Here is a 22,194-nt window from a genome sequence, read left to right as displayed (position 1 = left end):
CCCCGTGCCCACATCCCTTTCCCTGTCATGACACCGGCCGAACCGCCGCTGACCGCGACCGACCGGTCGCTGCCCGATGATCGGGACGATATCGCCGCGCTGGCGAAGGGCGGGCGGACGAATATCTTTGGCTTCCTGCTGCGGCTGGCGGCGCGACTTCCCTTCCTTTTCATCGCGGGGCGCTGGTATGGCGCGGATGCGTTGGGCCGCTTCGCCTATGCCGTGCTGGTAGTGGAATTCATCGCCCAGATCGCGACGCTGGGCCTTAAGCGCGGCCTGGCCGGCGCGCTCGCCCAGACCGAGCGGCCGCATAATCATGTCGTCGCCGATGCGATGCTGGTGACGTTGCTGGCGGCGTTGCTGGGCGCGGCGATCCTGATCGCATTCCCGCAGGCGATGTTCCCCAACAGCAGCATCAACGGGCTGGATCGGCTGCTGGCGCTGGTGGTGATCGGGGTTGCGGGCTCCGACGTGGCGCTGGCCGCCTGCGCCTATCGTTTCGATATCGGCGCGACCGTGCGGGCGCGGTCGATCATCGAGCCCTGGGCGATCAGCATCGGCGCCTTTGCCTTTGCCTTTTATTCGACGCGCGATGGCCTTATCCTCTCCTATGCCGTGTCGATGATCGCGGCGCTGGCCGCCTCGCTCCTGCCGCTGATGCGCCATTATGGCCTGCCGCGCGGCTGGCGGCCCGATGGCGGACGGCTGTGGCGGCTGGCGCGACGTAACCTGCCGCTGGCGGCGGCCGATGGCGTCGAATGGGGATCGCGCCGGCTGGACATGGCGATATTGGGTCTGTTCGTCAGCCCGGCGGTGATAGGGGTCTATTATGTGGCGCAGCAGGTCGCGTCGCTGCCGCAGAAGCTCAAGACCAGTTTCGACCCAATCCTGGGGCCGGTCATCACCCGCAATCTGGCGGAAAACAACCTGGCCGCCATCGCCAAGCAGGTGAGCCAGGTCGGTTTCTGGATCATCGCGGCGCAGGCGGGGATTGCGCTGGCGCTGGGCATTCCGGGCGAAGCGGTGATGGGGCTGGTGGGACCGCATTTCGTCGGGGGGACCGGCGCGCTTGCCTTCCTGCTGCTGGCCGAAGTGGTGGCGGCGACGGCGGTGGTGAGCGAATCGGCGCTGGTCTATATCGCCCGGCACCGCAACCTGATGATTTCGCTGGTGATGATCGGGTGCCAGGCGGCGCTCAGCTTCGCGCTCATTCTGCTCGCCCGCCAGATGGAGCTGCCGGGCCTGTGGGTGGCGGCAGCGCCTGCGCTGGCGCTCTGCCTGGCGCTGGCGCTGGGGGCGCTGGTAAAGGCGCGGCTGCTTTCGCGGCTGCTGGGCGCACCGATCAATGCCTGGCGCTGGCCGCTGCTGAGCGCGGCGGGTGTCGCCTGTATCGTGGGCGCGGGCTTCGTCGCACTGCCGGCGCGGTTCGAATGGGTCGAGCTGGCGGTCGGCGTCTGGGCGATATTGGGGGCCTATGCGCTGGTCATCTGGCGCTGGGGCTTTGGCCCCGATGACCGGGCGCTGTTCCGCAAGCAGAAGGCGGGCTGAGCCGGGGGCCAGCCGCGCCTTCCGGCCCTGCGCGGTCAGGCGAACAGCTGGTCGCGGATCACCACCAGATCAGCCTCGGGCCGTGCCCCCCAGTGGGAAATCACTTCGGCCGCCGCCGCTGCGCCGAGGTTCAGGCAATCGGCAACGTCGCGCCCCTCGATATGGGCGGCGAGGAAGCCGGCGGCGAACAGGTCGCCCGCGCCGGTCGTGTCGATGATCTGGCTGACCGGCGCGGCGGGCGCTTCGTGGCGCACGCGATCGACCACCGCCACCGCGCCCTTTTCGCTGCGGGTCGACACCAGCACCGGCACCTTGCCGGCGAAGCGGGCGAGCGCCGCGTCGAAATTATCCACTTGGCCCAGCGACTGGATTTCGCCCTCGTTGGAAAAGAGGATGTCGATCAGCCCCTGGTCGATGAGGTCGATGAAGTCGGCGCGATGCCGGTCGATGACGAAATTGTCCGACAGGGTGAAGGCAACCTTGCGGCCCGCGCCGCGCGCCGCGTCGATCGCCGCCCGCATCGCCGCGCGGGGCTGTTCGGGATCCCACAAATAGCCTTCGAGATAGAGGATGCCGGCCGAGCGGATCATGTCGAGGTCGAGCGCGGCTTCCGGCAGGAATTGCGAGGCGCCCAGAAAGGTGTTCATCGTGCGCTGCGCGTCGGGCGTCACCAGGATGAGGCAGCGGGCGGTGGGCACGTCGCCCTGCATCGCGGGCGTGTCGAACCGGATGCCCAGCGCATGGACGTCATGCGCGAAGACGTCGCCCAGCTGGTCGTCATTGACCTGGCCGATGAAACCGCATTTTTTCCCCAGCGCAGCCAGGCCCGCCAGCGTGTTGGCGGCCGACCCGCCGCTGATTTCCTTGGCCTGGGGCATGTCGGCATAGAGGCTTTCGGCCATGGCGGCGTCGATCAGCTGCATGCCGCCCTTGGTCAGCGCATGCTGCGCCAGAAAGGCGTCGTCGCTGCGGGCGAGAACATCGACAATGGCGTTGCCGATGGCGACGACGTCGAGCGTGGGGGCAGAAGCGGTCACGCAATATCCTTATGCTGGTAATAAAATTGCGCCGTCTCTACCGGGCCGGCGGCGTGGGCGCAACGGCGCTGATTGACGGCGGGGCCGGGCAAGCGGATAGCAGGCCCATGATCCTGATCGCCGCGCTGCGCGCCATTCCTTCCATCTTCCAGCGGGTGACGCTGGGCCTGATGGCCAAGACCCTGGCGCTGACGCTGTTGCTGTTCGCGATGCTGGCGGCGATGCTGTGGGGCGGTTTCCACGCTGCGCGACTGGCGCTGGGCTGGGGCGGCGGGGGCCTGGCCGAAGCGAGCGCGACGGCGATCGCGATGGTGGCGGCGGGATGGCTGCTGTTCCGGGCGACGGCGATGGCGGTGATGGGGCTGTTCGCCGACGATATCATCGCGGCGGTCGAACGCACCGACTATCCCCAGGTCGCGGCCCGGCCGGTAGGGTGGGGGCGCAGCGGGCGGCTGGCGGTCGCCTCGCTGGCGCGCGCGATCGGGTGGAACATGCTGGCGCTGCCGGCCTATATCGCGCTGCTGGTGACGGGCGTGGGGACGATCGGCCTGTTCCTGGCGCTCAACGCCTATCTGCTGGGCCGCGACATGGCCGACATGGTCGAGCCGCGTCATCCCGCGCTGCCGCCGATCCCGCGCGGCAGCCGGTGGCTCATGGGGCTCGTTTCGGCGCTTCTGTTCCTGGTGCCGCTGGTCAACCTGCTTGCGCCGATCTTCAGCGCGGCTATGGCGGTGCATATGCTGCTTGGCCGGAAGACCCGATGAAGATTGCCCGCCCTGTCCTGTCGGTCCTGCTGCTCGCCCCGCTGGCGGCCTGTGGCGGATCGGTCGTTCCCAGGGGCAGCTACGCCCCGCCGCCCGCCGGCCCGCCGGCTAGCGCGTTCCAGAAACAGGGGCCTTTGCTGGGGTCGGACGCGCGCCGTTTGACGCAATTGTTCGGCACGCCCCGGCTCGACATTCGCGAGACCACGGTGCGCAAGCTGCAATTCGCCAATGGCCGCTGCGTGCTCGACGCCTATCTCTATGCGCCCGCGCGCGGCAAGGAGCCGGTGGTGACGCATGTCGACGCGCGCAACCCGACCGGCGCGGATGTCGATCCGTCCGCCTGTGTGAGCGCGCTGCAGAGCAAATAGGCGGCGCTTTTTCGATTCGTCGAAGTTCACAGTGTCGTGGGGCCTTTTGGGGTGCGACGCGACCGTCAAGCGCCTGCGAAGCGACACCGAAGCGACCGTGACGCGACAGTGGTCGCGGGGACCACAAGAGAGCGCGAAAGGGCGAGGAAAGGGGCGACGGTGCATCGCCAAGGTAAAGCAGGCGAAATCCTATTTTGGAAGGAAATAGGATGGGGGGACGCGGGGGTAATTCTTGCTCACTTTGCCCAAGCCGAACGGCGTAGCGTCGTGGCTGATGGAGTATTGCGGGAGAGATGGGTCCCCGCTTTCGCGGGGATGACGGGGGGCGCGCGGGTAGGTCGTTTTGGGTTTGAAATGATGAGGGCGGGTCCTTCCGCGCGGGCTGGCATTTCCGGCGGAGGTGCGCGGCGAGAGGGGCACCCCTCCGTCAGCACTGCGTGTTGACACCTATCCCACGGGGGGAGGACGATTTTGCGTCAACGGCCAGCCACCCCCCACGCGGGAGGATGATTTGGTGCCGATGGCCGGCCACCGCCCCCCGTCAGCTAGTGAGTTTCGCGATGGCCCAGGCGGCGGCTTCGGCGACGACGGGGTCTTCATCGTCGCATAGGGGGCGTAAGCGTGTGAGCAGGCGCGGGTCGGCGCTGTTGCCTGCGGCGATTGCGGCGTTGCGGACCAGGCGATTGCGGCCGATGCGCTTGATCGGCGAGCCGGAGAAAATCTCGCGAAAGGTCGCGTCATCGAGGTCGAGCAGGTCGCCAATGTCCGGTGCGGCGAGTTCGGCGCGGCCAAGGAACGCCTTGTTCGCGGCGGCATGGTCGGCAAATTTATTCCAGGGACAGACAGCCAGGCAATCGTCGCAGCCATAGACCCGGTTGCCAATGCCGTCGCGCAGATGCTGGGGGATCGGCCCCTTATGTTCGATGGTGAGGTAGGAAATGCAGCGCCGCGCATCGACGACATAGGGGGCGGGGAAGGCGTCGGTCGGGCAGGCGGCCTGGCAAGCGGTGCATCTGCCACAATGGTCGCGTTCCGGCGCATCGGGCGTGAGCGCGCGTTCAGTATAGATTGCCCCCAGGAACAGCCAGCTGCCCTGGGTCCGGCTGACGAGGTTGCTGTGCTTGCCCTGCCAGCCCAGGCCCGCGCCAGCGGCAAGGGGCTTTTCCATCACCGGCGCTGTGTCGACGAAGACCTTGAGGGCATTTGCTTCGCCTTCGCGCGCGGGTTGTTCCACCAGCCAGCGGGCGAGCGCCTTCAGCCCCTTTTTAACGACATCGTGATAATCCTTGCCCTGCGCATAGACCGAAAAGCGCGCGCGGTCGGGCGCATCGGCCAGCGCCAGCGGATCGCGGCCGGGCGCATAGCTCATCCCCAGCATGATGACGCTGCGCACGGCTGGCCACAGGCCACGCGGGGACCCGCGCTGCTCCGCGCGCTCCTCCATCCACAGCATGTCGCCATGATGGCCCGCGTCCAGCCAGGCGCGCAGCCGCGCGGCGCTTTGCGGCGCGGCGTCGGCGTCGGCGATGCGGCAGGCGGCAAAGCCCAGCTGCTGCGCCTGCGCCTTCAGGCGCTGCTCCAATGTTTCTGTAGGCACGGCCACGGGTCCAGACTATCAGGGCGGGATGATCGGCGACACCCCGGCTTCTTCCCCCGCTCCCCTGACCGCCCCTATGCCCGTCTTCGCGGTCGAAGGCCATGGGCTTGTCAAGACATTCGGCAGCTTCCGCGCGGTCGATGGCGTCGACATCGCGGTGCCGACGGGCGCGATCTACGGCATATTGGGACCCAATGGCGCGGGCAAGACGACATTGCTGCGCACGCTGCTTGGCATTGTCGACCCGGATGCGGGCGAGCGCCGGCTGCTGGGCGCGAGCCAGCCTTTGCGCATGGCGCGGCAGGTCGGATATCTGCCCGAGGAGCGCGGGCTGTATCCGTCGATGAAGGCGTTTGAGGCGATCGCCTTCATGGGGGCGCTGCGCGGATTGCCGCTGGCGGAAGGGCGGCGGCGCGCCAAGGCTTTGCTGGAAGATCATGGCATGGGTGCGGCCATCGCCAAGCCGATCCGCCAACTGTCCAAGGGGATGGCGCAGACGGTGCAATTGTTCGGCACGATCGTGCATGAGCCGCGCCTCATCGTGCTGGACGAACCCTTTTCCGGGCTGGACGCGATCAACCAGGAAAAGCTGGAGGCGTTGATCCGCGAACAGGCGCGGCGCGGCGTCACCATCCTGTTTTCCACCCATGTCATCGCCCATGCCGAACGGCTGTGCGAACGGGTCGCCATCATCGCGGGCGGTCGCATCCGTTTCGACGGCACGGTCAGCGCGGCGCGCGACCGGTTGCAACCACAGGTGCGGTTGCGCACGCGGGCGACCGACGGGGCATGGCGGCGCGCCCTGCCGCCCGACACGATGGCGCAGGAAGGGGCGTGGCATTTCGCCTTGCCGGCCGAGGGGATAGAGCCGCTGCTGCGCGCGCTGATCGACGACCGGGCGGGCATCGAAAGCCTGTCGATCGAGCGGCCGGGGCTGCACGACGCCTTTGTCGCGATCGCGGGCGAAGCGGTGGCGCGGCAGATGCGCGAGGAAGCGGGCAAGGAGGCGCGGGCATGAGGGCATTGTGGCGCGCGGCGTTCGTCATCGCCCGGCGCGATTTTACCGCGGTGGTGCTGTCGCGCACTTTCATCCTGTTCCTGCTGGGGCCGTTGCTGCCGATCGTCATCGGCTTTGCCTTTGGCGGGCTGGGCGAGCGGATTTCGCGGTCGGACCTGCGGCCGGTGGTGGGCGTGGCGCTAGCCCCGGCGGAGACAGCGGCGATGCTGCGGGCGCAGCGGGGGCTGACCGAGCGGATGGGCGCGGACGCGCTGCCGCGCCTGCAACGGACGCCGCTGACGCCCGACCCGCGCGCGCAGCTGGCGGACCCGGATTCGCAGGTCGTGGCGATTATCTCGGGCAGCCTGACGCGCCCGGTGCTGACGGGAAAGCCCGAGGATCTGGACCGGTTGCAGGGCGACGTCAGCCTGCTGGCGACGGCGGCGCTGGCGGAACGGACATTGCGCTTCGTGCCGGTCGAGCGGCAGGAAGTGGCGAAAAGCCTTGGCGCGCAGGCGCAGGCGCAACTGCTGATCGGGCGGGCGGCGCAGGTGGTGATATTTTTCCTCACCATTTTGCTGGCGGGCATGATCCTGTCCAACCTGGTCGAGGAAAAGACGAACAAGATCATCGAGATACTGGCGACGGCCGTGCCGATCGACGCGATATTCCTGGGCAAGCTGATGGCGATGTTGGCGATGAGCCTGGTGGGCATCGCCTTTTGGGGCGGGACGGCGCTCGCCATCTTCCTGGCGGCGGGCGGGCAGCCGGCGGCATTGCCCGCGCCGGCGGTGGGATGGCCGATCTTCCTGGCGCTGGCGCTTGCCTATTTCACCATGGCCTATACGCTGCTGGGGTCATTGTTCCTTGGGATCGGCGCGCAGGCGGCGACCGTGCGCGAGGTGCAGACGCTCAACATGCCGATCACCATGGGGCAGATGCTGATCTTTTTCTTCGCCAGCTATGCCGTCGACCATATGGGATCGCCGGCCGAGATCGCGGCGTGCATCTTCCCGTTCAGTTCGCCCTTCGCGATGATCGCGCGGGCGGGGCAGGAGGCGGCGGTGTGGCCACATCTGCTGGCGCTGTTATGGCAGGCGGCGTTCGTGGCGCTGATCATCCGCGTGGGCGTGCTGCTGTTCCGGCGGCATGTGATGCAGTCGGGCGGGCGCTGGTGGAAGCAGCTGTTCAGGCCGGCGACAGGCTGATTGCGCTATGCCGTGGCCATGAACAGACGGCATTTCCTGGGCGGTATCGCCAGCGGCGTGAGCGCTGTGGCGCTGTGGCAATTATTGCCGGGCGAGGCGGAGGCGGCCTATGCCTACACGCTGAGCGACGCGCAGTGGCGCAAGAAGCTGAGCCCCTGGGCCTATAAGGTGTTGCGGCAGGAAGCGACCGAGCGCCCCTATAGCAGCCCGCTCAATGACGAGCATCGCGCGGGCATCTTCGCGTGCGCGGGGTGCACGCAAAAATTGTTCAGCAGCAAGACCAAGTTCGACAGCGGCACGGGCTGGCCCAGTTTCTGGGCGCCTTTGCCGCGCGCGGTGGGCACCAGTCGCGACTTCGCGCTGGGCTATCCGCGCACGGAGGTGCATTGCGCGCGCTGTGGCGGACATCTGGGCCATGTGTTCGACGATGGCCCCAAGCCCACGGGCAAGCGTTATTGCATGAACGGCGTGGCGCTCAGCTTCCAGCCCGCCTGATCCGCCATATCCGCAGTGGCCCCTTGCCCGGCAGCGGTTCCAGCCAGTCGGGCGCGCGGCCCTGCCGGACCATGGCGGCCAGCCCTTTAGGATTTTCGCGCGCGTAGGAGCGCAGTTCCGTCAGCGAATCGCAGCCGACCAGATAGGTCGCGCCGCTGCCCGCGACGATGGATTGCGCCTGTTGTGGGTCGGCGACGAAGGCGCGGATAACCTCCGTCAGGCCCGCGACATTGCGGTGATGCGCGGTGGCGATGACGCTGTGGCGGGTGCGCAGCAAGATGTCGGGGCCCATGTCGATCGGCGCGAACAGCGTGGCGGGCGGCAGGCGGTCGAGCGGCGCGAGGAGGAATTGGGCGCGGCAGTCGGCGGCGGCGCTCTTATCCTCGGCCGGGTGGCGGGACACAAGCGCGATCCAGCCAGCGCTCAGCCCCGCTGGCGACAGCAGCACCAGCGCTGCTGAACCAAGGACGCGGATGATCGGGCTGCGCGCGGCCTGCGCGCGGCGAAAGAGCAGGGCGATGAGCCAGGCGATGCCCGGCAGCGCGAAGAGATGGGCGACCGACAGGGCGCGCATCACCAACGTCGCCACGAGCGTCGCGCCGACGATCAGCAGCGCAAGCGTCACCCAGCGCGCCCGCGCCGCGCCGGATGAGCGCCATGCCGCCAGCAGTGCGCCGGCCAGACCCGCGAGCGCCGGCAGCAGGATGGCGCCCCGCATGGCAAGGTCCTGCGCCCAGATCGGCCGCCCCTCCATCACCTTGAGATACCAGAGGCGATAGGCGACCGGGCCGAGCGCGGCGAAGGGATCGCCCGCCAGGCAGGGGCCGCCCGTCCCAAGGAAGGTCAGGACCGCCGCGCCGCCCGCCAGCGCGGCGACGATCAGCCGCCGCCTGGCCGTATCGAGGCCGATGACGCGCCCGACGAGCGCAGCGGCGAGGGCCAGCGCGACGAGCGGCCAGACATAGGCATAGGACAGGGCGTCGCAATGGGTGGCGAGCAGCGCGCCCGGCCCGCGCAGGAGCGCGAGCAGGATCGCCGCGGCAAGGCCGAGCGTGACGGCGAAGGCAAGGAAGCGCGGCCCCTGATCCCGCTCGATCCAGTGGCGCAGCGCGAACAGAGCGGCGAACAGCGCGGCATAGGGGAGCGCCTCGATTGAAATCTGGAGCCATGTCGACAGCGCCAGGGCGGCGATGACGCCGCCCCGCGCCGGGCGCCCATCGAACGCGCCCATCAGCGCGACGCCGGCAAGCAGGATCTGCCAGCCATGATGGTCGATGCGCAGCGGCGCGAACTGGACCAGGATGCTGGGCGATGTCAGCAGCAGGATGACGCCGACCAGCGCCACGGCGCTGCCCGCGACCCAGCGCGCGGCGGTGAAGGCGGCAGCGACGAGGCCGCCCAGCAAAAGCAGCGGCACGGCGATGCTGGCGACAAGCTCGGCGCTCGCCGCGCCGAGCAGCGGCCGCAGGAGGAGGATGAGGGCCGCGATCGGCATGTCGACGATTCGCGACCAGTGCATCGGCCCGCCATAAGGCGGGTTCACCCGATGCTGGGACACATCGAAAAAGGATTGGCCGGCCAGCCAGTCGCGCACCTGCACCAGCCGCATCGCATCATCGGGATCGCGAAAGGCAAGCGCGGAAAAGCGGCCATGGGAGAGCCACAGCAGGACGAGGCAGCAGGCCAGCCAGGCCAGCCCTGCCCAGAACGCGGCGCGGCGCAGTTCAGGCGCGGGCGAAGACGCCATATTTGCGAATCGCATAGACGGTGAGGAAGCTGACCGGGACGGACAGGAGCTTGGCAAGCGCGGGCGTGGTGCCGACGAGGCTGAGCGCGCCGACCATCGCCATCGTCATGCCCATGCCCAGCAGCGCGCTGGCGATGAAGGCGAGGCGCTGGCCATGCGATGGCCCTGCGCCGGTGTCGAAGACGAAGCGAACGCTGATCGCCCAATGGACCAGCAGGCCGCCGGCATAGCCGCCGCACGCCGCCGCGACCGGCGGCAGGCCCAGGCGGTCCAGCAGCAGGAACAGGGCGAAGTCGCTGGCGAGCGCGATGATACTGGCCAGCAGATAGCGGGCGAACATCAGGCGCGTGACCGGCAGGACCGCCGCCCGCAGGCGGGGGGCCATGGGCTCAGGCCGCCTTGAGCCGGGCCGGGACGGCGCGGACGCTGGCGAGCGCGACCTGCGCGTCGGCATCCTGGCCTTCTGCGCCGGCCTCATGATATTCGGCATCCTCATTGACCTGCCACACGTCATGGACGCGGCGGCCGGCGATGATGTTGCGCACCGTCAGCATCGCGGTCATCATCGCATGATCCTGGTTATTATAGCGGTGCATGCCGTTGCGCCCGACCATGTGGAGCGTGGGATAGCGCGCCTCCAATTCGGTGCGCATCGCCAACACATTGGCGGCATAGGCGTCGTCATAGACGGGATAGGCCTTTTCCTGACGCACCACCGCGCCGCCGACAACATCCTGCGGGTCGCACAGGCCAAGCTGCGCCATTTCCCGTGTCGCCAGCGCGATCAGATCGGCATCGGTCGAGGACCAGAGGCCGTCGCCTTCGAAACAGAAATATTCAAGGCCCACGCAGGCGAGCGTGGGATCGGGCACCATTTCGGGCGACCAGCTGCGGAAATTCTGGATGCGGCCGACCTGCACGCGCGGATCATGGATGTAGATCCAGTTGTCGGGGAAGATATCATCCCCCTTCACCATCAACGCGACGGTCAGGAAATCGCGATATTTAAGGTCCATCGCCTGCGGCAGCGTAGCGGGCAGCGGGTGGATGCGGCCGGCCAGTTCGCGCATCGGCGCGGAGGAAATGACATGGCCGGCGCGGATGGTGACGTCGCCATCGGGGCCGTCGGCAATGAGCCGCCACGTGCCATGCGTCTGGTCTTCCTCCAGCCGTTTGAAGCTGTGCGCCATCAGCACCTGGTTGCCGCCCGCGACCACATAATCGCGCGCCGCGTCCCACATCATGCCGGGGCCAAGGCGCGGATAGCGGAAACTTTCCAGCAGCGTCTTGGTCGCCATGCCGTCATTGGGCGTCTTGTTGAGGCCAAGGCTGCGCTTGAGCCCATCCTTGACCGCGCCCCAGAGCGACAGGCCCTTGATCCGCTGCGCTGCCCAGTCGGCCGACATTTCATCGCAGGGCATGCCCCAGACCTTTTCGGTATAGGTCTTGAAGAATATCGAGAACAGCTTGTGCCCGAAGGCGTTGACGGTCCAGTCCTGGAAGGAGCGAATATCGCGATTGGGAAAGAGTTTCGCTTTGGCGAAGCTCGCCATGCAGAGCGTCGAGCGCCAGAGCCCGAGATTGCGCAGCGCTTCGAACGCGCGCAGAGGGTAGCTGTAATATTTGCCCTCATAATAGATACGGCTCATGCGCGGGCGCTGGATGAAATCGTCGGGCAATATCTCGTTCCAGAGGTCGACCACCTGCTGCGACTTGGAAAAGAAGCGGTGGCCGCCAATGTCGAATCGAAAGCCATTCAACTCCACCGTGCGGCTGATGCCGCCGACATAGGTCGGGTCCTTTTCGATCACGGCAACGCTATAGCCCTGCTTGGTCAGCAGATAGGCGGCGGTCAGGCCGGCCGGGCCAGCCCCGATAATGGCAACATCCACCTTCTGATCGGTACGCGGCATGGCAATATGGTCCCCCGATGGTCTTCGTGCCGACCGGAGTGAAGGAAATCTTCTAAGGAGTGGTTAACCGCCGGTAAGCATGACGGTGCGTCGCGCAGGACAAAGGGCCGCCCCGCATGATGCGGAACGGCCCCCTGCAGTCCCCTTCGTGGGGGAAGGATCAGGCGCGACGGGCGCGCTCTGGCAATGGCCCGATCAGCCCAGACGCTGCGTCAGGGCGGTAAGGTCGCTGCGTGCGCCGTCGATCGCGGCGCCGTAGCAGTTGCGATAATCGTCGGTCACGGGGATGACCGATCCATTGACGAAACCGCACACTTTCTTGGATGCGCGCATCAGGCGATAATCGGCGCGGCGCACGTCGCCCGCGCGGGCGAGATTGAGATCGGCGAGCGAAACGGTCATCGACCGGGTTTCCGTGCCGCTGGTGCCATCGACAATCACGTCATTATTGGTGCTGCCGGCGCTGGCCATAGCGGGCAGCGCAAGGGCCATCGTGGCGGCAAGGGCCGCCAGCGTCTTCATGCTCATCCTTGTCTCCTGTCGAACATGTTTTCTTGTCTTGTGCCCCACGTCTGACGTGGAAGTAGGGTCGCGCCTTAAATAGGCGCGGCAGGACGGGATGAAAAGAGGCCACTTGGCAAAAAGTGGCGGATTTGCGCGATTTTGCAGGTGCGAACAGGATGCGTTCGCACCTGCATGAGACTCAATGCCGGAAGTGGCGCATGCCGGTGAAGACCATGGCGAGGCCCGCTTCGTCCGCCGCCGCGATCACTTCGTCGTCGCGGATCGATCCGCCGGGCTGGATCACCGCGGTCGCGCCGGCCTCCACCGCCGCCATCAGGCCGTCGGCGAAGGGGAAGAAAGCGTCGGAGGCGACCGCCGAACCGATGGTGCGCGGCTGCGCCCAGCCGGCCTTTTCGGCGGCATCCTTTGCTTTCCAGGCGGCGATGCGCGCGGATTCAAGGCGGTTCATCTGGCCTGCGCCGACGCCCGCCGTGCTGCCGTCCTTGGCATAGACGATGGCGTTCGATTTCACATGCTTGGCGACGGTCCAGGCGAACAGGCAGTCCTTAAGCTCCTGTTCGGTCGGCGCGCGCTGTGTCACGACCTTGAGCGCGTCGCGGCTGACCTGGCCATTGTCGCGGCTCTGCACCAACATGCCGCCCGCGATGCTCTTGACCTGAAGGCTTGGACGCGCCGGATCGGGCAGGTCGCCGGTCAGCAGCAGGCGGAGGTTCTTCTTCTTCGCGAAGATCGCCTTGGCGTCCTCATCCGCATCGGGCGCGGCGACGACTTCGGTGAAGATGCCGCTGATCGCCTCGGCGGTGGGGCCGTCGAGCGGGCGGTTGACCGCGATGATGCCGCCAAAGGCCGAGACGCTGTCGCAGGCGAGTGCGGCCTCATAGGCTTCGATCAGCGTGTCGCCGGTGGCGACGCCGCAGGGATTGGCGTGCTTGACGATGACAACGGTCGGCGGGCCGTCGCGAAATTCGCTGACCAGCTCCAGCGCGGCGTCGGCGTCGTTGTAGTTGTTGTAGGAGAGTTCCTTGCCCTGGATCTGCTGCGCCTGGGCGATGCCGCGCGCGGTGGGACCGACCGGCAGATAGAGGGCGGCGGATTGATGCGGATTTTCGCCATAGCGCAACGTCGCGCCCAGCGTGCTCGCCAGGCTGAGCGTTTCGGGGAAGGTGACGCCCTGGTCGGCAAAAGCGAACCAGCTGGCGATCATCGAATCATAGGCGGCGGTGGCGGCATAAGCCTTGGCCGCGAGCATCCGGCGGAAGTCATAGCTGGTCGCGCCACCCTTTTTGTCCATCTCGGCGATCAGCCGGGCATAGTCGGCCGGATCGGTGACGATCGCGACGCTTTCATGATTCTTCGCGGCGGAGCGGACCATCGACGGGCCGCCAATGTCGATATTCTCGATAATCTCCTCGCGATCCGCGCCCTTGGCGACGGTGGCGGCGAAGGGATAGAGATTGACGACGACGAGGTCGATCGCGCCGATCGCATGTTCGTCCATTGAGGCGACATGATCCGGGTTGCCCCGCACGGCGAGCAGGCCGCCATGGACCTTGGGATGCAGCGTCTTGACGCGGCCGTCCATCATTTCGGGGAAACCGGTGAGGTCGGAAATATCCTTGACCGTCAGGCCCGCCTCCCGCAGCGCCTTCGCCGTGCCGCCGGTCGACACCAGTTCGACGCCATGCTTCCCCAGCGCCTGGCCCAGTTCGATGAGGCCCGCCTTGTCCGACACGGACAGGAGGGCGCGCTTGATGGTGACGTCGGACATGAGGCAGGCTTTCTTATCGCAGGACAGGAAGAATGGGCCGTCCCTTAGGCCGGGTCGGCGGAAAAATACAGCCTTGGGATGTGGGGTCAGTCCTGCGGCGCGCCCGGCTGGCGCAGGCGGGGCAGCATGTGCGCGACATAATCCGCCTTGCCCAGCTCCACGCCCTGCGCGCGCAGGATGGCGTAGGCGGTCATGACGTGAAAATAAAATTGGGGCAGCGCCCAGTCGCGCGCATAGCTGTCGGACGTCAGGTCGAAGATCATGCCATTGGGCAGGTCATGGGCGAGCGGGGCGTCGCTGCACCGGTTCAGCGCGTCGGCGGCCAAGCTGTCGAGCAGGACGAGGGTTTCGGCGATGCGCGCCCGTGCGTCGGCCATGGTGCCGGGCTGGTCGCCCGCCTGCCGCCCTTCGTCCAGCAGCGCCATCACCCGGTCAGGCAGCGGCTCGTCGCGCAGGCGATGCGCCCCTTCCCACACCTGCACACAGGCGAAGCGCACTTGCGTTGCGAGCGGAAACATATCGGGCGCAAGCCGGGCGGACAGCAGCGCGTCGGCAGCGCCGCCGGGCATCTGCACTTCGGCCTTGGCAAGCCAGTCGGACAGCGCGCCCAGCATCTGGCGCCAAGTGGGGACGAGCAGGTCGGTCGGGGTCATGCGGTGATATCCTTGCAGAGGCGGGCGATGGACGGCTTTGGTGACAGCGGGAGGGGGCGGTTTCGCCCTTATCCCATGCGTTTGAACAGCCAGCCGATGCTGGAGCCGCCGGGCAGGGCTTCGCCGGTGACGACCAGCTGGCGGGTGGGATGGGGGTGGCCATCGCCATCGACCCACAGGCTGTCCTCGACGCTGAGCAGGCCCGTGCCGGTGCGGAACTGCCAGAGCGCGCCCTGGTCGATGCGCAGCACGGCGGCCTGATTGTCGGCGGTCAGCGTGGGTTCGACGCCGGGCGCGAGGTGAAAGCGGATCTGCACCGGCTGGCGGCCGGGCTTGCGGCGGCGTTCGGCCGGGGTGAGCATATCCTCGCCCCGCACTTCGCGGCCATCGCCGCTCACCATCAGCAGGCGGCGATGGACATAGCCCATGCGCCGGACATAGCCGTCATGGCTGAGTTCCAGCCGGCTGCCATTGTCCATTTCCTGCCGGTTCAGCTCGACCTCGGTCACGCCCTTGCCCAGCGTGCCGCCGGGCAGCAGCGCGGTGGAGTTGCTGTCATTGAGCACAAGCGTGCTGTGCGCGGCGGTGGTGCGCAGGCCCTGCGCCAGATCGGCGGTGATCCACGCGCCCTCCAGCGCCGCGCCGCCGCAGTTGACGATCAGCCGCTGCCGCCCGTCGCTGATCTCGATCGCGCCGGTCGAGGCGCAGCCGGCGTCGGCCAGGCGCGCCACCGGCGGCGGGGCGGCATCCACCTGAACCACGGTCGCGCCGGCGGCGATCCGCTGATAGCCCCAGTCGCGCGCCTGGCGCAGCGGACGGGCGCGCACGCGGCTGGCCTGCACGACGCTGTCCACCATCTGCGGCGCGATGGCGCCCGACCCCTGCCAGCTGCCTGGCCCGCCATCGCCATGGGCAAGGCCCAGCAGCGCGGGGACCGTGCGGGCCAGCGCATCGCCAAGGAAGAGGGGGGGCTTTTCCCGGCGCACGTCATAGACGGCGCGCAGCATGGAGAGCGCCATGATCGTTTCCATCTGCGCCAGCGGAGAGCGCGACACGATGCCGCCATCGGCATGGATGCCGCTGTCGATCGCGCGTTTCAGACCTGCTTCGCCGAATTGCCGGCGGGTTTCGCCGCCCGGGATCAGCAGCCCGGCGGCGATGATCGCGCACCAGGCGACGATTCGCGGCAGGCCCAGCGGCGCCTTGTCCGCACCCCGGTCCAGATGCCGAGCGGTGCGCGCGATGCAGTTGAGCACCAGCGAGCGATAGACAAGGTCGCTGGACGAAAGGATGAGCGGGGCGTGGGCGGTCCAGAACAGCAGCCGCCAGCCGGCATTGTCCGCCCGCCAGGCCGGCTCGCTGGGCGTTTCGGCATAGACGGCCAGCCATTTGCGCAGCACGCCTTCGGCGATCGGTGCGCCCTGTTCGCGCGAGGCGCTGACCGACAGGTCGCGCAGCCAGCGGAAGCTGTGCAGATAATCGCTAAAGGCCGGACCGACGCCCGGCCGGGCAAAGTCCAGCCGGTCGATCGGCAATTTCTGCCCACGAAACAGGAAATAGCCCGCGCGCATCGCCGCCCCGGCGCGGCCGTCGCCGACAATGTCGTCGTCGGGCACGGCCAGCAGCTTGAGCGGATATTTGCCCCGCAGCCGGCGACCGTGGATCGGCGTTTTCCAGCTGAGCAGATAGACATGATGCGCGATCTTCTGCGTCAGCGACAGCCCCTTGTCATCCGCGACGCGGATGAGGCGCTTGCCCTGCTCGATGCCGTCCGCGCCCTCTTCGGGCGGCAGGTCCTGGCCCGAGCGGGCCGACAGGCGTCGCGGGTCGCTCACCCGCCCCGCAATTGACGGATATTGTCGGCATAAGCGCTTTGGCCGCCACGGAAGGTCGCGGTGCCGGCGACCAGCACGTCCGCGCCCGCAGCGATCGCCCTGGGCGCGGTAGTGAGGTCGATGCCGCCATCGACCTGAAGGCGAATGTCGCGGCCCGACTTGTCGATCATCTTGCGGATCGCCTCAATCTTGCGCAGCTGATTCTCGATGAAGCTCTGGCCGCCGAAACCGGGATTGACGCTCATCACCAGGATGAGGTCGACATCGTCGATCAGATAGTCGAGCATCTTGGCCGGGGTGCCGGGATTGAGCACCACGCCCGCCTTCACGCCCAGCGACTTGATATGCTGGACGGTGCGGTGGATGTGCGGACCCGCTTCGGGATGGACGGTGATGATGTCCGCCCCGGCCTGAACGAAGGCATCGAGATACGGGTCCACCGGCGAGATCATCAGATGGACGTCGAACGGCTTTTGGCTGTGCGGGCGCAGCGCCTTCACCACGGCCGGGCCGATGGTGATGTTGGGCACGAAATGCCCGTCCATGACATCGATATGGATCCAGTCGCAGCCCGCTTCGTCGATGGCGCGCACTTCCTCGCCAAGGCGCGCGAAGTCGGCGGACAGGATCGAGGGTGAGATAAGGATGGGATGGGTCATCAACCCCCCGCCTTAGTGGCGCGCGGTGCGGGAGGCAACGGCGATTTTCCCGACCGTCCGGGCCGATCAGGCCGGGAGCCGAAGGCCGGGTCAGAGCATGACGAAAATGGTCGGGTCGAGCCGTCGCGAGGCGGGCGCGCCCTGCGGCAGCAGTTGCTTGACGCCATGCAGCCCGATGACCTGTTCCGCGTCGTCGAGCACGGGTGCGGCGATCAGCCGCATCGCGCAGCGGCCCTGGCCATCGGCCTGATCGATATCGACATCGATCGTGAAGCCGCGCTTGTGCCGGATCGCATAATCGCGCAGCCGCTCCATCGGTTCGCGCGAGTCCGGGGCATAGAGCGACACCGCGAGCGGCCGCGGCACGTTGAGGTCGCGCTCCAGCCCGAATATGTCGTAGACGCCCGCCGTCCATTCCAGCCGGTTGTCGACAAGGTCGCATCGCCACAGGCCCAGCCCGCGTTCGGCCAGCGCCGCGTCGTTGCGGGCAATGTCCGGGTTCAGCAGGACCGGGGCAAGATGGGTGCGCAGATCATAGAGCGGCCAGCTATGATTAAGGGGCAATGGCTCGATCGGGCGCATGGATGAACCTTGGGCTGGTAAAAGGGATGCTGTCGCAGCCTTACGCCATCATGGTTAAAGGTCAGTGTGCGCGCTTGACAAGCCGGGCGATGAAAAATCCATCCGTGCCGCCCATGTTGGCGAGCGTGTCGGGCAGGGTGCGCAGCCAGCCCTGCGGGTCGGGCGCGATGCCTTCGGGCACTTCATCGGGCGCGATCGGGTCCAGCACGAAGTCCGCTCGCGCGTCGAGGAAGCGCGTGACCTGATCCTCCCCCTCCGCGCGTTCGAGCGAGCAGGTGGCGTAGATGATGCGCCCGCCCGGCGTCAGCCAGTCGGCGGCGCGCGCCAGCAATTGCGCCTGCAAGTCGGCCAGCTCCATGATCTGGCGCGGGCCGATGCGGTGCAGGACGTCAGGATGGCGGCGATAGATGCCGGTCGCCGAACAGGGCGCGTCGAGCAGAATGGCGTCGACGGGCGCGGGTGGCTGCCATTGCCGCAGGTCCGCCGCGACGATGTCGGCCGCCAGACCCGTGCGCGCCAGATTTTCGGACAGTCGCTCCAGCCGCTTTTTCGACTGGTCCAGGGCAGTGACGCGCCAGCCGGCGGCGGCCAGCTGCATCGTCTTGCCGCCCGGAGCGGCGCAGAGGTCTAGCGCCGGGCGGCCACCGCCCTTACCCAGCAGCCGTGCGGCGCAGGACGCGGCAATGTCCTGCACCCACCAGGCGCCCTCGGCAAAGCCGGGCAGGGTGGGGATGGCCGCGCCGCCGTCAACGGGGTGAGCGGGCAGGCGGACATGGCCGGGGGCGAAGGATGTGCCGCCCAGCGCCTCTGTCCATATTGCCGTCTCGCCTGCGTCGCGCAGGGTGACGTCCACCGGCGGGCGCACGGCATAGGCATGGGCCGCCGCCTGCGGCATCCCCGCGCCCCACTGATCGCTCCAGCGCGCAAGCACTTCGGCGGGCAAGGTTGGCGGATCGGGCAGCACGGGGTTGCTGCGCGTCACCGTGCCGAACACACCATGGACCAGCTTGCGCGGGCCGCCGTCGACAAGCGGCAGGGCGGTCGCGATCGCGGCATGGGGCGGCGTGTCCATCCGCAAGGTCTGGGCCAGTGCAATGCGCAGCACCATGCGCGCCTTGGCATCGTCGGGCAGGATCTGGCGGGTTGCGCCGTCGATCAGCGCGTCGAGATCAGGCAGATGGCGCAAGACTTCGGCGGCGATCGCATGGGTGAGCGCGCGATCCTCCCGCGGCAAACCCTGCGCCGCGCCGTGCAGCGCCAATTCCAGCGGTTCGCCCCGGCGCAGCACCGCGTCCAGCAACCTCAGCGCCGCGCGACGGGCGGGCAGGCCGGGGACGTCATCGGGACGGGGGCGGGACGGGCGGGACGAAGGACGGGGAGGCATGGAAGGCGGTTAGGCCCATTGCGCGCAAAAGCAACCTCCGTTCGCGCCTGACGCGTCGAGAAGCGGGTAGCGCACCGCGTGATCGCGTTTCTCGACTATGCTCGAAATGAACGGAGATTATCGCCCCTTAGGGGCGCCCGTGCGGATCGAGAGCACTGCGGCGGCGCGCGGGGGCGATCGGTGACAGGGCGGATGTGCGGGGCTGGGGGACCGGGGTGGGTGCGATCCCTCCGACCGATCCCATGTCGCTGGCGATATCCTGCAGCGCGGCGATGCGCTTTTCGGTGGCGGGGTGGGTGGAGAAGAGTTCGCTGACATGGGTGGGCACGATGTAAAGCTGTGCCGTGGCGGGGTTGCGTGCAACGACCGGGTTGGGGATCGCCTGCGCGGCCCCTGAAATCTTGGCGAGCGCGGAGGCGAGCGCGCGAGGATTGCCACTGATTTCCGCGCCGGCGCGGTCGGCGCCATATTCGCGCGTGCGGCTGATCGCCATTTGCACGATCATCGCGGCGAAGGGCGCGACGATCACCGCGAGCAGGGTGGCGAGGATATTGCCATGGCCTTCGTCACGGCCGCCGCGAAAGAAGAGGCCAAATTGCGCGAGCATGGAAATGGCGCCCGCGATGGTCGCGACCATCGTCATGATGAGCGTGTCGCGGTTCTTCACATGGCCCAGTTCATGCGCCATCACGCCCGCCACCTCGTCGCGGCTGAGCATCGCCAGCAGTCCGGTGGTCGCGGCGACGGCGGCATGGTCCGGATCGCGCCCGGTGGCAAAGGCGTTGGGCGCGTCCTGGTCGATCAGATAAACGCGCGGCATCGGCAGGCCCGCGCGCTGCGCCAACTGCTGGACCAGACCGTAAAAGTCCGGTGCGCTGTGGGCGTCGACCTCCCGCGCATTGTGCATTTTGAGGACGATCTTGTCCGCATTCCAGAAGGTGAAGAGGTTCATACCCGCCGCGACCAGCAGCGCGATCACCGCGCCGCCGCTGCCGCCCAGCGTGTAACCCAATGCCATGAACAGCGCCGTCAGCGCCGCCAGCAACATCGTCGTCTTGATGCCGTTCACTTGCCAAATGCTCCTTGCCCGCCCAGATAGCAGGGCATAGATGAATATGGGGTGGATCAGCGCTGCTCGCAATTGGCCGCCCCCGATCGAAAGGCCGTTTCATGGGAACCTTCAACGGCAAGCGTCCCGCGCATGTGACGCCGCCCAACCATCTGTCGAAAAGCCCGCCGGTGCCCGAGCCAGACCCGATCGACAATCCCACGCCCCATGACGAGGCGATGAGCCCCGTTCGCTATGGCGACTGGGAGCGCAAGGGCATCGCCATCGATTTCTGACCTGGCGGCGATTGCCTCCAGCCGAAGAAGGCGCACGATTCGCCGCCCTTCCTGCACGGCTGCCGGTGATCCGTGCGACAGAAGCGAGGAGCATGCCGCGCCGACACTGGCCTCGCGTCTTTGCGGGGTGCAGGACCGAGCCTCATAAAGGAGATTTCGGGGCGTGGGTGTGCATCTTGTATCTGACGTAAATGTGAAACCGGTATCAGATTATGCGCCGGAGGACGCGGCGCTGCTCTGTTCGGTCGGGCGGCTGATCTGCGCCTGGACGATGCTGGAACAGAGCCTGGAGGCCAAGGTCGGACTGATGCGCGAGGGCATGGGCGATGTGCGCACCGTGGGCGCGCGCACCCGGCCCAGCATGTCCAAGCTGATGACCGAATTGCGCACCATGGTCGCCATGCGCGATCGCCGCAACGCCAGCGCGCTCACGGAAATTTCGGCGATCGAGCGGGACATGCAGCGGATCGACCGGTTCCGCGCGCTCATCATCCAGGGGTTCCAGCAGCCCGAGCCGGGCGGCTTTGCCTGCCGCGACCCGCGCAATAACCGCATCCATGTTTCCCTGGATCAACTGGATGGCGAAATTTCTGCTCTGGAGGCGGTGGCGGAGCGACTTCTGGCAGTGTGACGCGTTTGGGCGTGCGCAAATGCTTGACCTTTGCGGCTGCGCCCGCGATTTCAGGCATATCTTTCCGCATTGCAGCGAGAATGGAGCAGCATGTCCAACAAGCCTATTCGCAAAGCCATTTTTCCCGTTGCTGGCCTTGGCACCCGGTTCCTGCCCGCCACCAAGGCAGTGCCCAAGGAACTGCTGCCTGTCGTCGATCGGCCGCTGATCCAATATGCGGTGGATGAAGCCCGGGAAGCGGGCATCGAGCAGATGATTTTCGTCACCGGTCGCGGCAAGGGCGCGATCGAGGATTATTTCGACATCGCCTATGAAACAGAGGCGACCCAGCGCGAGCGGGGCAAGGATCTGGGCGCGCTGGAGGGCACGCGCCTGATGCCCGGCAATGCGGTCTTCATCCGCCAGCAGGAGCCGCTGGGCCTGGGCCATGCGATCTGGGTCGCGCGCGAGATCGTGGGCGATGAACCCTTCGCCATCCTGCTGCCCGACGAATTCATGAAGGGCGCAAAGGGCAATGGATGCCTGAAGCAGATGGTCGACGCCTATGACAAGGTCGGCGGCAACCTGGTCTGCGCGCTGGAGATCCCGATGGACGAAACGCCCAGCTATGGCGTCATCGATCCGGGCGCGCGCGACGGCGTGCTGACGGAAGTGAAGGGCCTGGTCGAAAAGCCCAAGCTGGGCACCGCGCCGTCCAACCTTATCGTGCCGGGCCGCTATATCTTGCAGCCCGAGGTCATGAAGATCCTGGAAACGCAGGAGAAGGGCGCGGGTGGGGAAATCCAGCTAACCGACGCGATGGCGTCGATGATCGGCACTCAGCCCTTCCATGGCGTGACATTCGAAGGGCGCCGCTTCGACTGCGGGTCAAAGGCGGGGTATATCGAGGCCAATCTGGCGCTGTCGCTGGAGCGCGAAGATTTGAAGGATCATATCCGCGCCTTCGCGCTGGAGGAACTGGCGCGCTAAGCCGCCGGGTCAGGCGAGCGCCACCGCGCCGTGCAGCAGGATGGCAAGTCCGCTGATGGCGATGGCGCTCCCGACGGCCAACTGGGCCGGATGCACCATGCGACGGATGGGAAGGGCGATGCTCTGTTCGATGCTGGACATGGCAGGGATATAGGGACGATCGCATCTGC

At 67.3% G+C, this 22,194-nt stretch carries 23 protein-coding genes; 9 read left to right on the top strand and 14 right to left on the bottom strand.

The features are described from left to right. Positions 1 to 27: 27 nt before the first annotated feature. Positions 28 to 1,548: a lipopolysaccharide biosynthesis protein gene (locus tag SAB01S_RS15740; protein ID WP_062734182.1), complete on the top strand. Its 1,521-nt coding sequence runs from the start codon at positions 28 to 30 to the stop codon at positions 1,546 to 1,548. Between the two features lie 35 nt (positions 1,549 to 1,583). On the opposite strand, the gene SAB01S_RS15735 is transcribed toward SAB01S_RS15740, so the two are convergent. Next, positions 1,584 to 2,585, bottom strand: a complete 1,002-nt coding sequence (locus tag SAB01S_RS15735) for an adenosine kinase (protein ID WP_062734180.1) — start codon at positions 2,583 to 2,585, stop codon at positions 1,584 to 1,586. Between the two features lie 107 nt (positions 2,586 to 2,692). On the opposite strand from SAB01S_RS15735, the gene SAB01S_RS15730 reads away from it, so the two are divergent. Together SAB01S_RS15730 and SAB01S_RS15725 are read left to right on the top strand one after the other, a co-directional pair. Beyond that, on the top strand, positions 2,693 to 3,349 hold the full coding sequence (locus SAB01S_RS15730) for an EI24 domain-containing protein (RefSeq protein ID WP_062734214.1): 657 nt from the start codon (positions 2,693 to 2,695) through the stop codon (positions 3,347 to 3,349). Then, positions 3,346 to 3,717, top strand: coding sequence for a hypothetical protein (locus tag SAB01S_RS15725; RefSeq protein ID WP_062734178.1), 372 nt, complete (start codon positions 3,346 to 3,348; stop codon positions 3,715 to 3,717). Before SAB01S_RS15730 ends, SAB01S_RS15725 begins: the two co-directional genes overlap by 4 nt. A gap of 541 nt (positions 3,718 to 4,258) precedes the next feature. On the opposite strand, the gene queG is transcribed toward SAB01S_RS15725, so the two are convergent. Then, on the bottom strand, positions 4,259 to 5,299 hold the full coding sequence (gene queG, locus SAB01S_RS15720; RefSeq protein ID WP_062734176.1) for a tRNA epoxyqueuosine(34) reductase QueG: 1,041 nt from the start codon (positions 5,297 to 5,299) through the stop codon (positions 4,259 to 4,261). Between the two features lie 43 nt (positions 5,300 to 5,342). Here queG and SAB01S_RS15715 point away from each other — a divergent pair, with 43 nt between their 5' ends. The 3 genes from SAB01S_RS15715 to msrB are packed head-to-tail and all read left to right on the top strand — an operon-like array spanning position 5,343 to position 8,014. After that, a complete protein-coding gene (locus tag SAB01S_RS15715) occupies positions 5,343 to 6,332 on the top strand; it encodes an ABC transporter ATP-binding protein (RefSeq protein ID WP_062734212.1) in 990 nt (329 codons plus the stop codon). Beyond that, entirely contained in the window at positions 6,329 to 7,519 is a 1,191-nt protein-coding gene (locus SAB01S_RS15710) for an ABC transporter permease (RefSeq protein WP_062734174.1), read from the top strand. The genes SAB01S_RS15715 and SAB01S_RS15710 overlap by 4 nt, the downstream gene beginning before the upstream one ends. An 18-nt stretch (positions 7,520 to 7,537) precedes the next feature. Beyond that, a complete protein-coding gene (gene msrB, locus SAB01S_RS15705; protein WP_062734172.1) occupies positions 7,538 to 8,014 on the top strand; it encodes a peptide-methionine (R)-S-oxide reductase MsrB in 477 nt (158 codons plus the stop codon). Here the strand turns inward: msrB and SAB01S_RS15700 are convergent. The 11 genes from SAB01S_RS15700 to htpX form a co-directional block, all read right to left on the bottom strand. Then, positions 7,995 to 9,761, bottom strand: a complete 1,767-nt coding sequence (locus tag SAB01S_RS15700) for a hypothetical protein (RefSeq protein WP_062734170.1) — start codon at positions 9,759 to 9,761, stop codon at positions 7,995 to 7,997. The two genes, msrB and SAB01S_RS15700, sit on opposite strands and share 20 nt — an antisense overlap. Next, entirely contained in the window at positions 9,739 to 10,146 is a 408-nt protein-coding gene (locus SAB01S_RS15695; RefSeq protein WP_062734169.1) for a GtrA family protein, read from the bottom strand. Before SAB01S_RS15695 ends, SAB01S_RS15700 begins: the two co-directional genes overlap by 23 nt. Positions 10,147 to 10,150: 4 nt before the next feature. Next, on the bottom strand, positions 10,151 to 11,674 hold the full coding sequence (locus SAB01S_RS15690; RefSeq protein WP_062734167.1) for an NAD(P)/FAD-dependent oxidoreductase: 1,524 nt from the start codon (positions 11,672 to 11,674) through the stop codon (positions 10,151 to 10,153). 195 nt (positions 11,675 to 11,869) lie between these two features. Beyond that, positions 11,870 to 12,202 (bottom strand): UrcA family protein, encoded by a 333-nt coding sequence (locus SAB01S_RS15685; protein ID WP_062734166.1) that lies wholly within the window; start codon positions 12,200 to 12,202, stop codon positions 11,870 to 11,872. A 175-nt stretch (positions 12,203 to 12,377) separates the two neighbouring features. Continuing rightward, the gene (gene purH / locus SAB01S_RS15680; RefSeq protein ID WP_062734161.1) at positions 12,378 to 13,967 is read right to left on the bottom strand and encodes a bifunctional phosphoribosylaminoimidazolecarboxamide formyltransferase/IMP cyclohydrolase; all 1,590 of its coding nucleotides are present in this window, start codon (positions 13,965 to 13,967) and stop codon (positions 12,378 to 12,380) included. Between the two features lie 86 nt (positions 13,968 to 14,053). Next, on the bottom strand, positions 14,054 to 14,620 hold the full coding sequence (locus SAB01S_RS15675) for a DUF1993 domain-containing protein (protein ID WP_062734159.1): 567 nt from the start codon (positions 14,618 to 14,620) through the stop codon (positions 14,054 to 14,056). A gap of 68 nt (positions 14,621 to 14,688) precedes the next feature. Then, positions 14,689 to 16,455, bottom strand: coding sequence for a heparinase II/III family protein (locus SAB01S_RS15670; RefSeq protein WP_174525670.1), 1,767 nt, complete (start codon positions 16,453 to 16,455; stop codon positions 14,689 to 14,691). Beyond that, the gene (rpe, locus tag SAB01S_RS15665; RefSeq protein WP_021226235.1) at positions 16,452 to 17,114 is read right to left on the bottom strand and encodes a ribulose-phosphate 3-epimerase; all 663 of its coding nucleotides are present in this window, start codon (positions 17,112 to 17,114) and stop codon (positions 16,452 to 16,454) included. Before rpe ends, SAB01S_RS15670 begins: the two co-directional genes overlap by 4 nt. A 90-nt stretch (positions 17,115 to 17,204) precedes the next feature. Next, positions 17,205 to 17,696, bottom strand: coding sequence for a hypothetical protein (locus SAB01S_RS15660; protein WP_062734156.1), 492 nt, complete (start codon positions 17,694 to 17,696; stop codon positions 17,205 to 17,207). A gap of 61 nt (positions 17,697 to 17,757) precedes the next feature. Continuing rightward, on the bottom strand, positions 17,758 to 19,080 hold the full coding sequence (locus SAB01S_RS15655) for an RsmB/NOP family class I SAM-dependent RNA methyltransferase (protein WP_062734154.1): 1,323 nt from the start codon (positions 19,078 to 19,080) through the stop codon (positions 17,758 to 17,760). Positions 19,081 to 19,207: 127 nt separating this feature from the next. After that, the gene (htpX, locus tag SAB01S_RS15650; RefSeq protein ID WP_174525669.1) at positions 19,208 to 20,149 is read right to left on the bottom strand and encodes a zinc metalloprotease HtpX; all 942 of its coding nucleotides are present in this window, start codon (positions 20,147 to 20,149) and stop codon (positions 19,208 to 19,210) included. Positions 20,150 to 20,250: 101 nt separating this feature from the next. Here htpX and SAB01S_RS18205 point away from each other — a divergent pair, with 101 nt between their 5' ends. The 3 genes from SAB01S_RS18205 (at position 20,251) to SAB01S_RS15640 (ending at position 22,024) form a co-directional block, all read left to right on the top strand. Further along, positions 20,251 to 20,424, top strand: a complete 174-nt coding sequence (locus tag SAB01S_RS18205) for a DUF1674 domain-containing protein (RefSeq protein WP_083951386.1) — start codon at positions 20,251 to 20,253, stop codon at positions 20,422 to 20,424. A gap of 169 nt (positions 20,425 to 20,593) precedes the next feature. Then, positions 20,594 to 21,055 (top strand): hypothetical protein, encoded by a 462-nt coding sequence (locus tag SAB01S_RS15645; RefSeq protein WP_174525671.1) that lies wholly within the window; start codon positions 20,594 to 20,596, stop codon positions 21,053 to 21,055. A gap of 90 nt (positions 21,056 to 21,145) precedes the next feature. After that, positions 21,146 to 22,024 (top strand): UTP--glucose-1-phosphate uridylyltransferase, encoded by an 879-nt coding sequence (locus SAB01S_RS15640; RefSeq protein ID WP_062734151.1) that lies wholly within the window; start codon positions 21,146 to 21,148, stop codon positions 22,022 to 22,024. A 9-nt stretch (positions 22,025 to 22,033) separates the two neighbouring features. Here SAB01S_RS15640 and SAB01S_RS18995 read toward each other — a convergent pair whose 3' ends face one another. Then, positions 22,034 to 22,165, bottom strand: a complete 132-nt coding sequence (locus tag SAB01S_RS18995; protein WP_021226242.1) for a hypothetical protein — start codon at positions 22,163 to 22,165, stop codon at positions 22,034 to 22,036. Positions 22,166 to 22,194: the final 29 nt, after the last annotated feature.

The sequence above is a fragment of the Sphingobium abikonense NBRC 16140 genome (genome assembly GCF_001598335.1).
In the GTDB taxonomy this organism is placed as follows: domain Bacteria; phylum Pseudomonadota; class Alphaproteobacteria; order Sphingomonadales; family Sphingomonadaceae; genus Sphingobium; species Sphingobium abikonense.
The sequence above is the reverse complement of the archived record's forward strand: the minus strand, read 5'-3'. Positions and strand labels throughout refer to the sequence as shown.

Coding starts and splice junctions, on each gene's coding strand:
- SAB01S_RS15710 (WP_062734174.1), top strand. CDS start 6,329: ATGAGGGCATTGTGGCGCGCGGCGTTCGTCATCGCCCGGCGCGATTTT.
- SAB01S_RS15725 (WP_062734178.1), top strand. CDS start 3,346: ATGAAGATTGCCCGCCCTGTCCTGTCGGTCCTGCTGCTCGCCCCGCTG.
- purH (WP_062734161.1), bottom strand. CDS start 13,967: ATGTCCGACGTCACCATCAAGCGCGCCCTCCTGTCCGTGTCGGACAAG.
- SAB01S_RS15660 (WP_062734156.1), bottom strand. CDS start 17,696: ATGCGCCCGATCGAGCCATTGCCCCTTAATCATAGCTGGCCGCTCTAT.
- msrB (WP_062734172.1), top strand. CDS start 7,538: ATGAACAGACGGCATTTCCTGGGCGGTATCGCCAGCGGCGTGAGCGCT.
- SAB01S_RS15655 (WP_062734154.1), bottom strand. CDS start 19,080: ATGCCTCCCCGTCCTTCGTCCCGCCCGTCCCGCCCCCGTCCCGATGAC.
- SAB01S_RS15640 (WP_062734151.1), top strand. CDS start 21,146: ATGTCCAACAAGCCTATTCGCAAAGCCATTTTTCCCGTTGCTGGCCTT.
- SAB01S_RS15730 (WP_062734214.1), top strand. CDS start 2,693: ATGATCCTGATCGCCGCGCTGCGCGCCATTCCTTCCATCTTCCAGCGG.
- SAB01S_RS15715 (WP_062734212.1), top strand. CDS start 5,343: ATGATCGGCGACACCCCGGCTTCTTCCCCCGCTCCCCTGACCGCCCCT.
- SAB01S_RS15740 (WP_062734182.1), top strand. CDS start 28: ATGACACCGGCCGAACCGCCGCTGACCGCGACCGACCGGTCGCTGCCC.
- rpe (WP_021226235.1), bottom strand. CDS start 17,114: ATGACCCATCCCATCCTTATCTCACCCTCGATCCTGTCCGCCGACTTC.
- SAB01S_RS15675 (WP_062734159.1), bottom strand. CDS start 14,620: ATGACCCCGACCGACCTGCTCGTCCCCACTTGGCGCCAGATGCTGGGC.
- SAB01S_RS15695 (WP_062734169.1), bottom strand. CDS start 10,146: ATGGCCCCCCGCCTGCGGGCGGCGGTCCTGCCGGTCACGCGCCTGATG.
- SAB01S_RS15700 (WP_062734170.1), bottom strand. CDS start 9,761: ATGGCGTCTTCGCCCGCGCCTGAACTGCGCCGCGCCGCGTTCTGGGCA.
- SAB01S_RS18205 (WP_083951386.1), top strand. CDS start 20,251: ATGGGAACCTTCAACGGCAAGCGTCCCGCGCATGTGACGCCGCCCAAC.
- SAB01S_RS18995 (WP_021226242.1), bottom strand. CDS start 22,165: ATGTCCAGCATCGAACAGAGCATCGCCCTTCCCATCCGTCGCATGGTG.
- SAB01S_RS15690 (WP_062734167.1), bottom strand. CDS start 11,674: ATGCCGCGTACCGATCAGAAGGTGGATGTTGCCATTATCGGGGCTGGC.
- SAB01S_RS15685 (WP_062734166.1), bottom strand. CDS start 12,202: ATGAGCATGAAGACGCTGGCGGCCCTTGCCGCCACGATGGCCCTTGCG.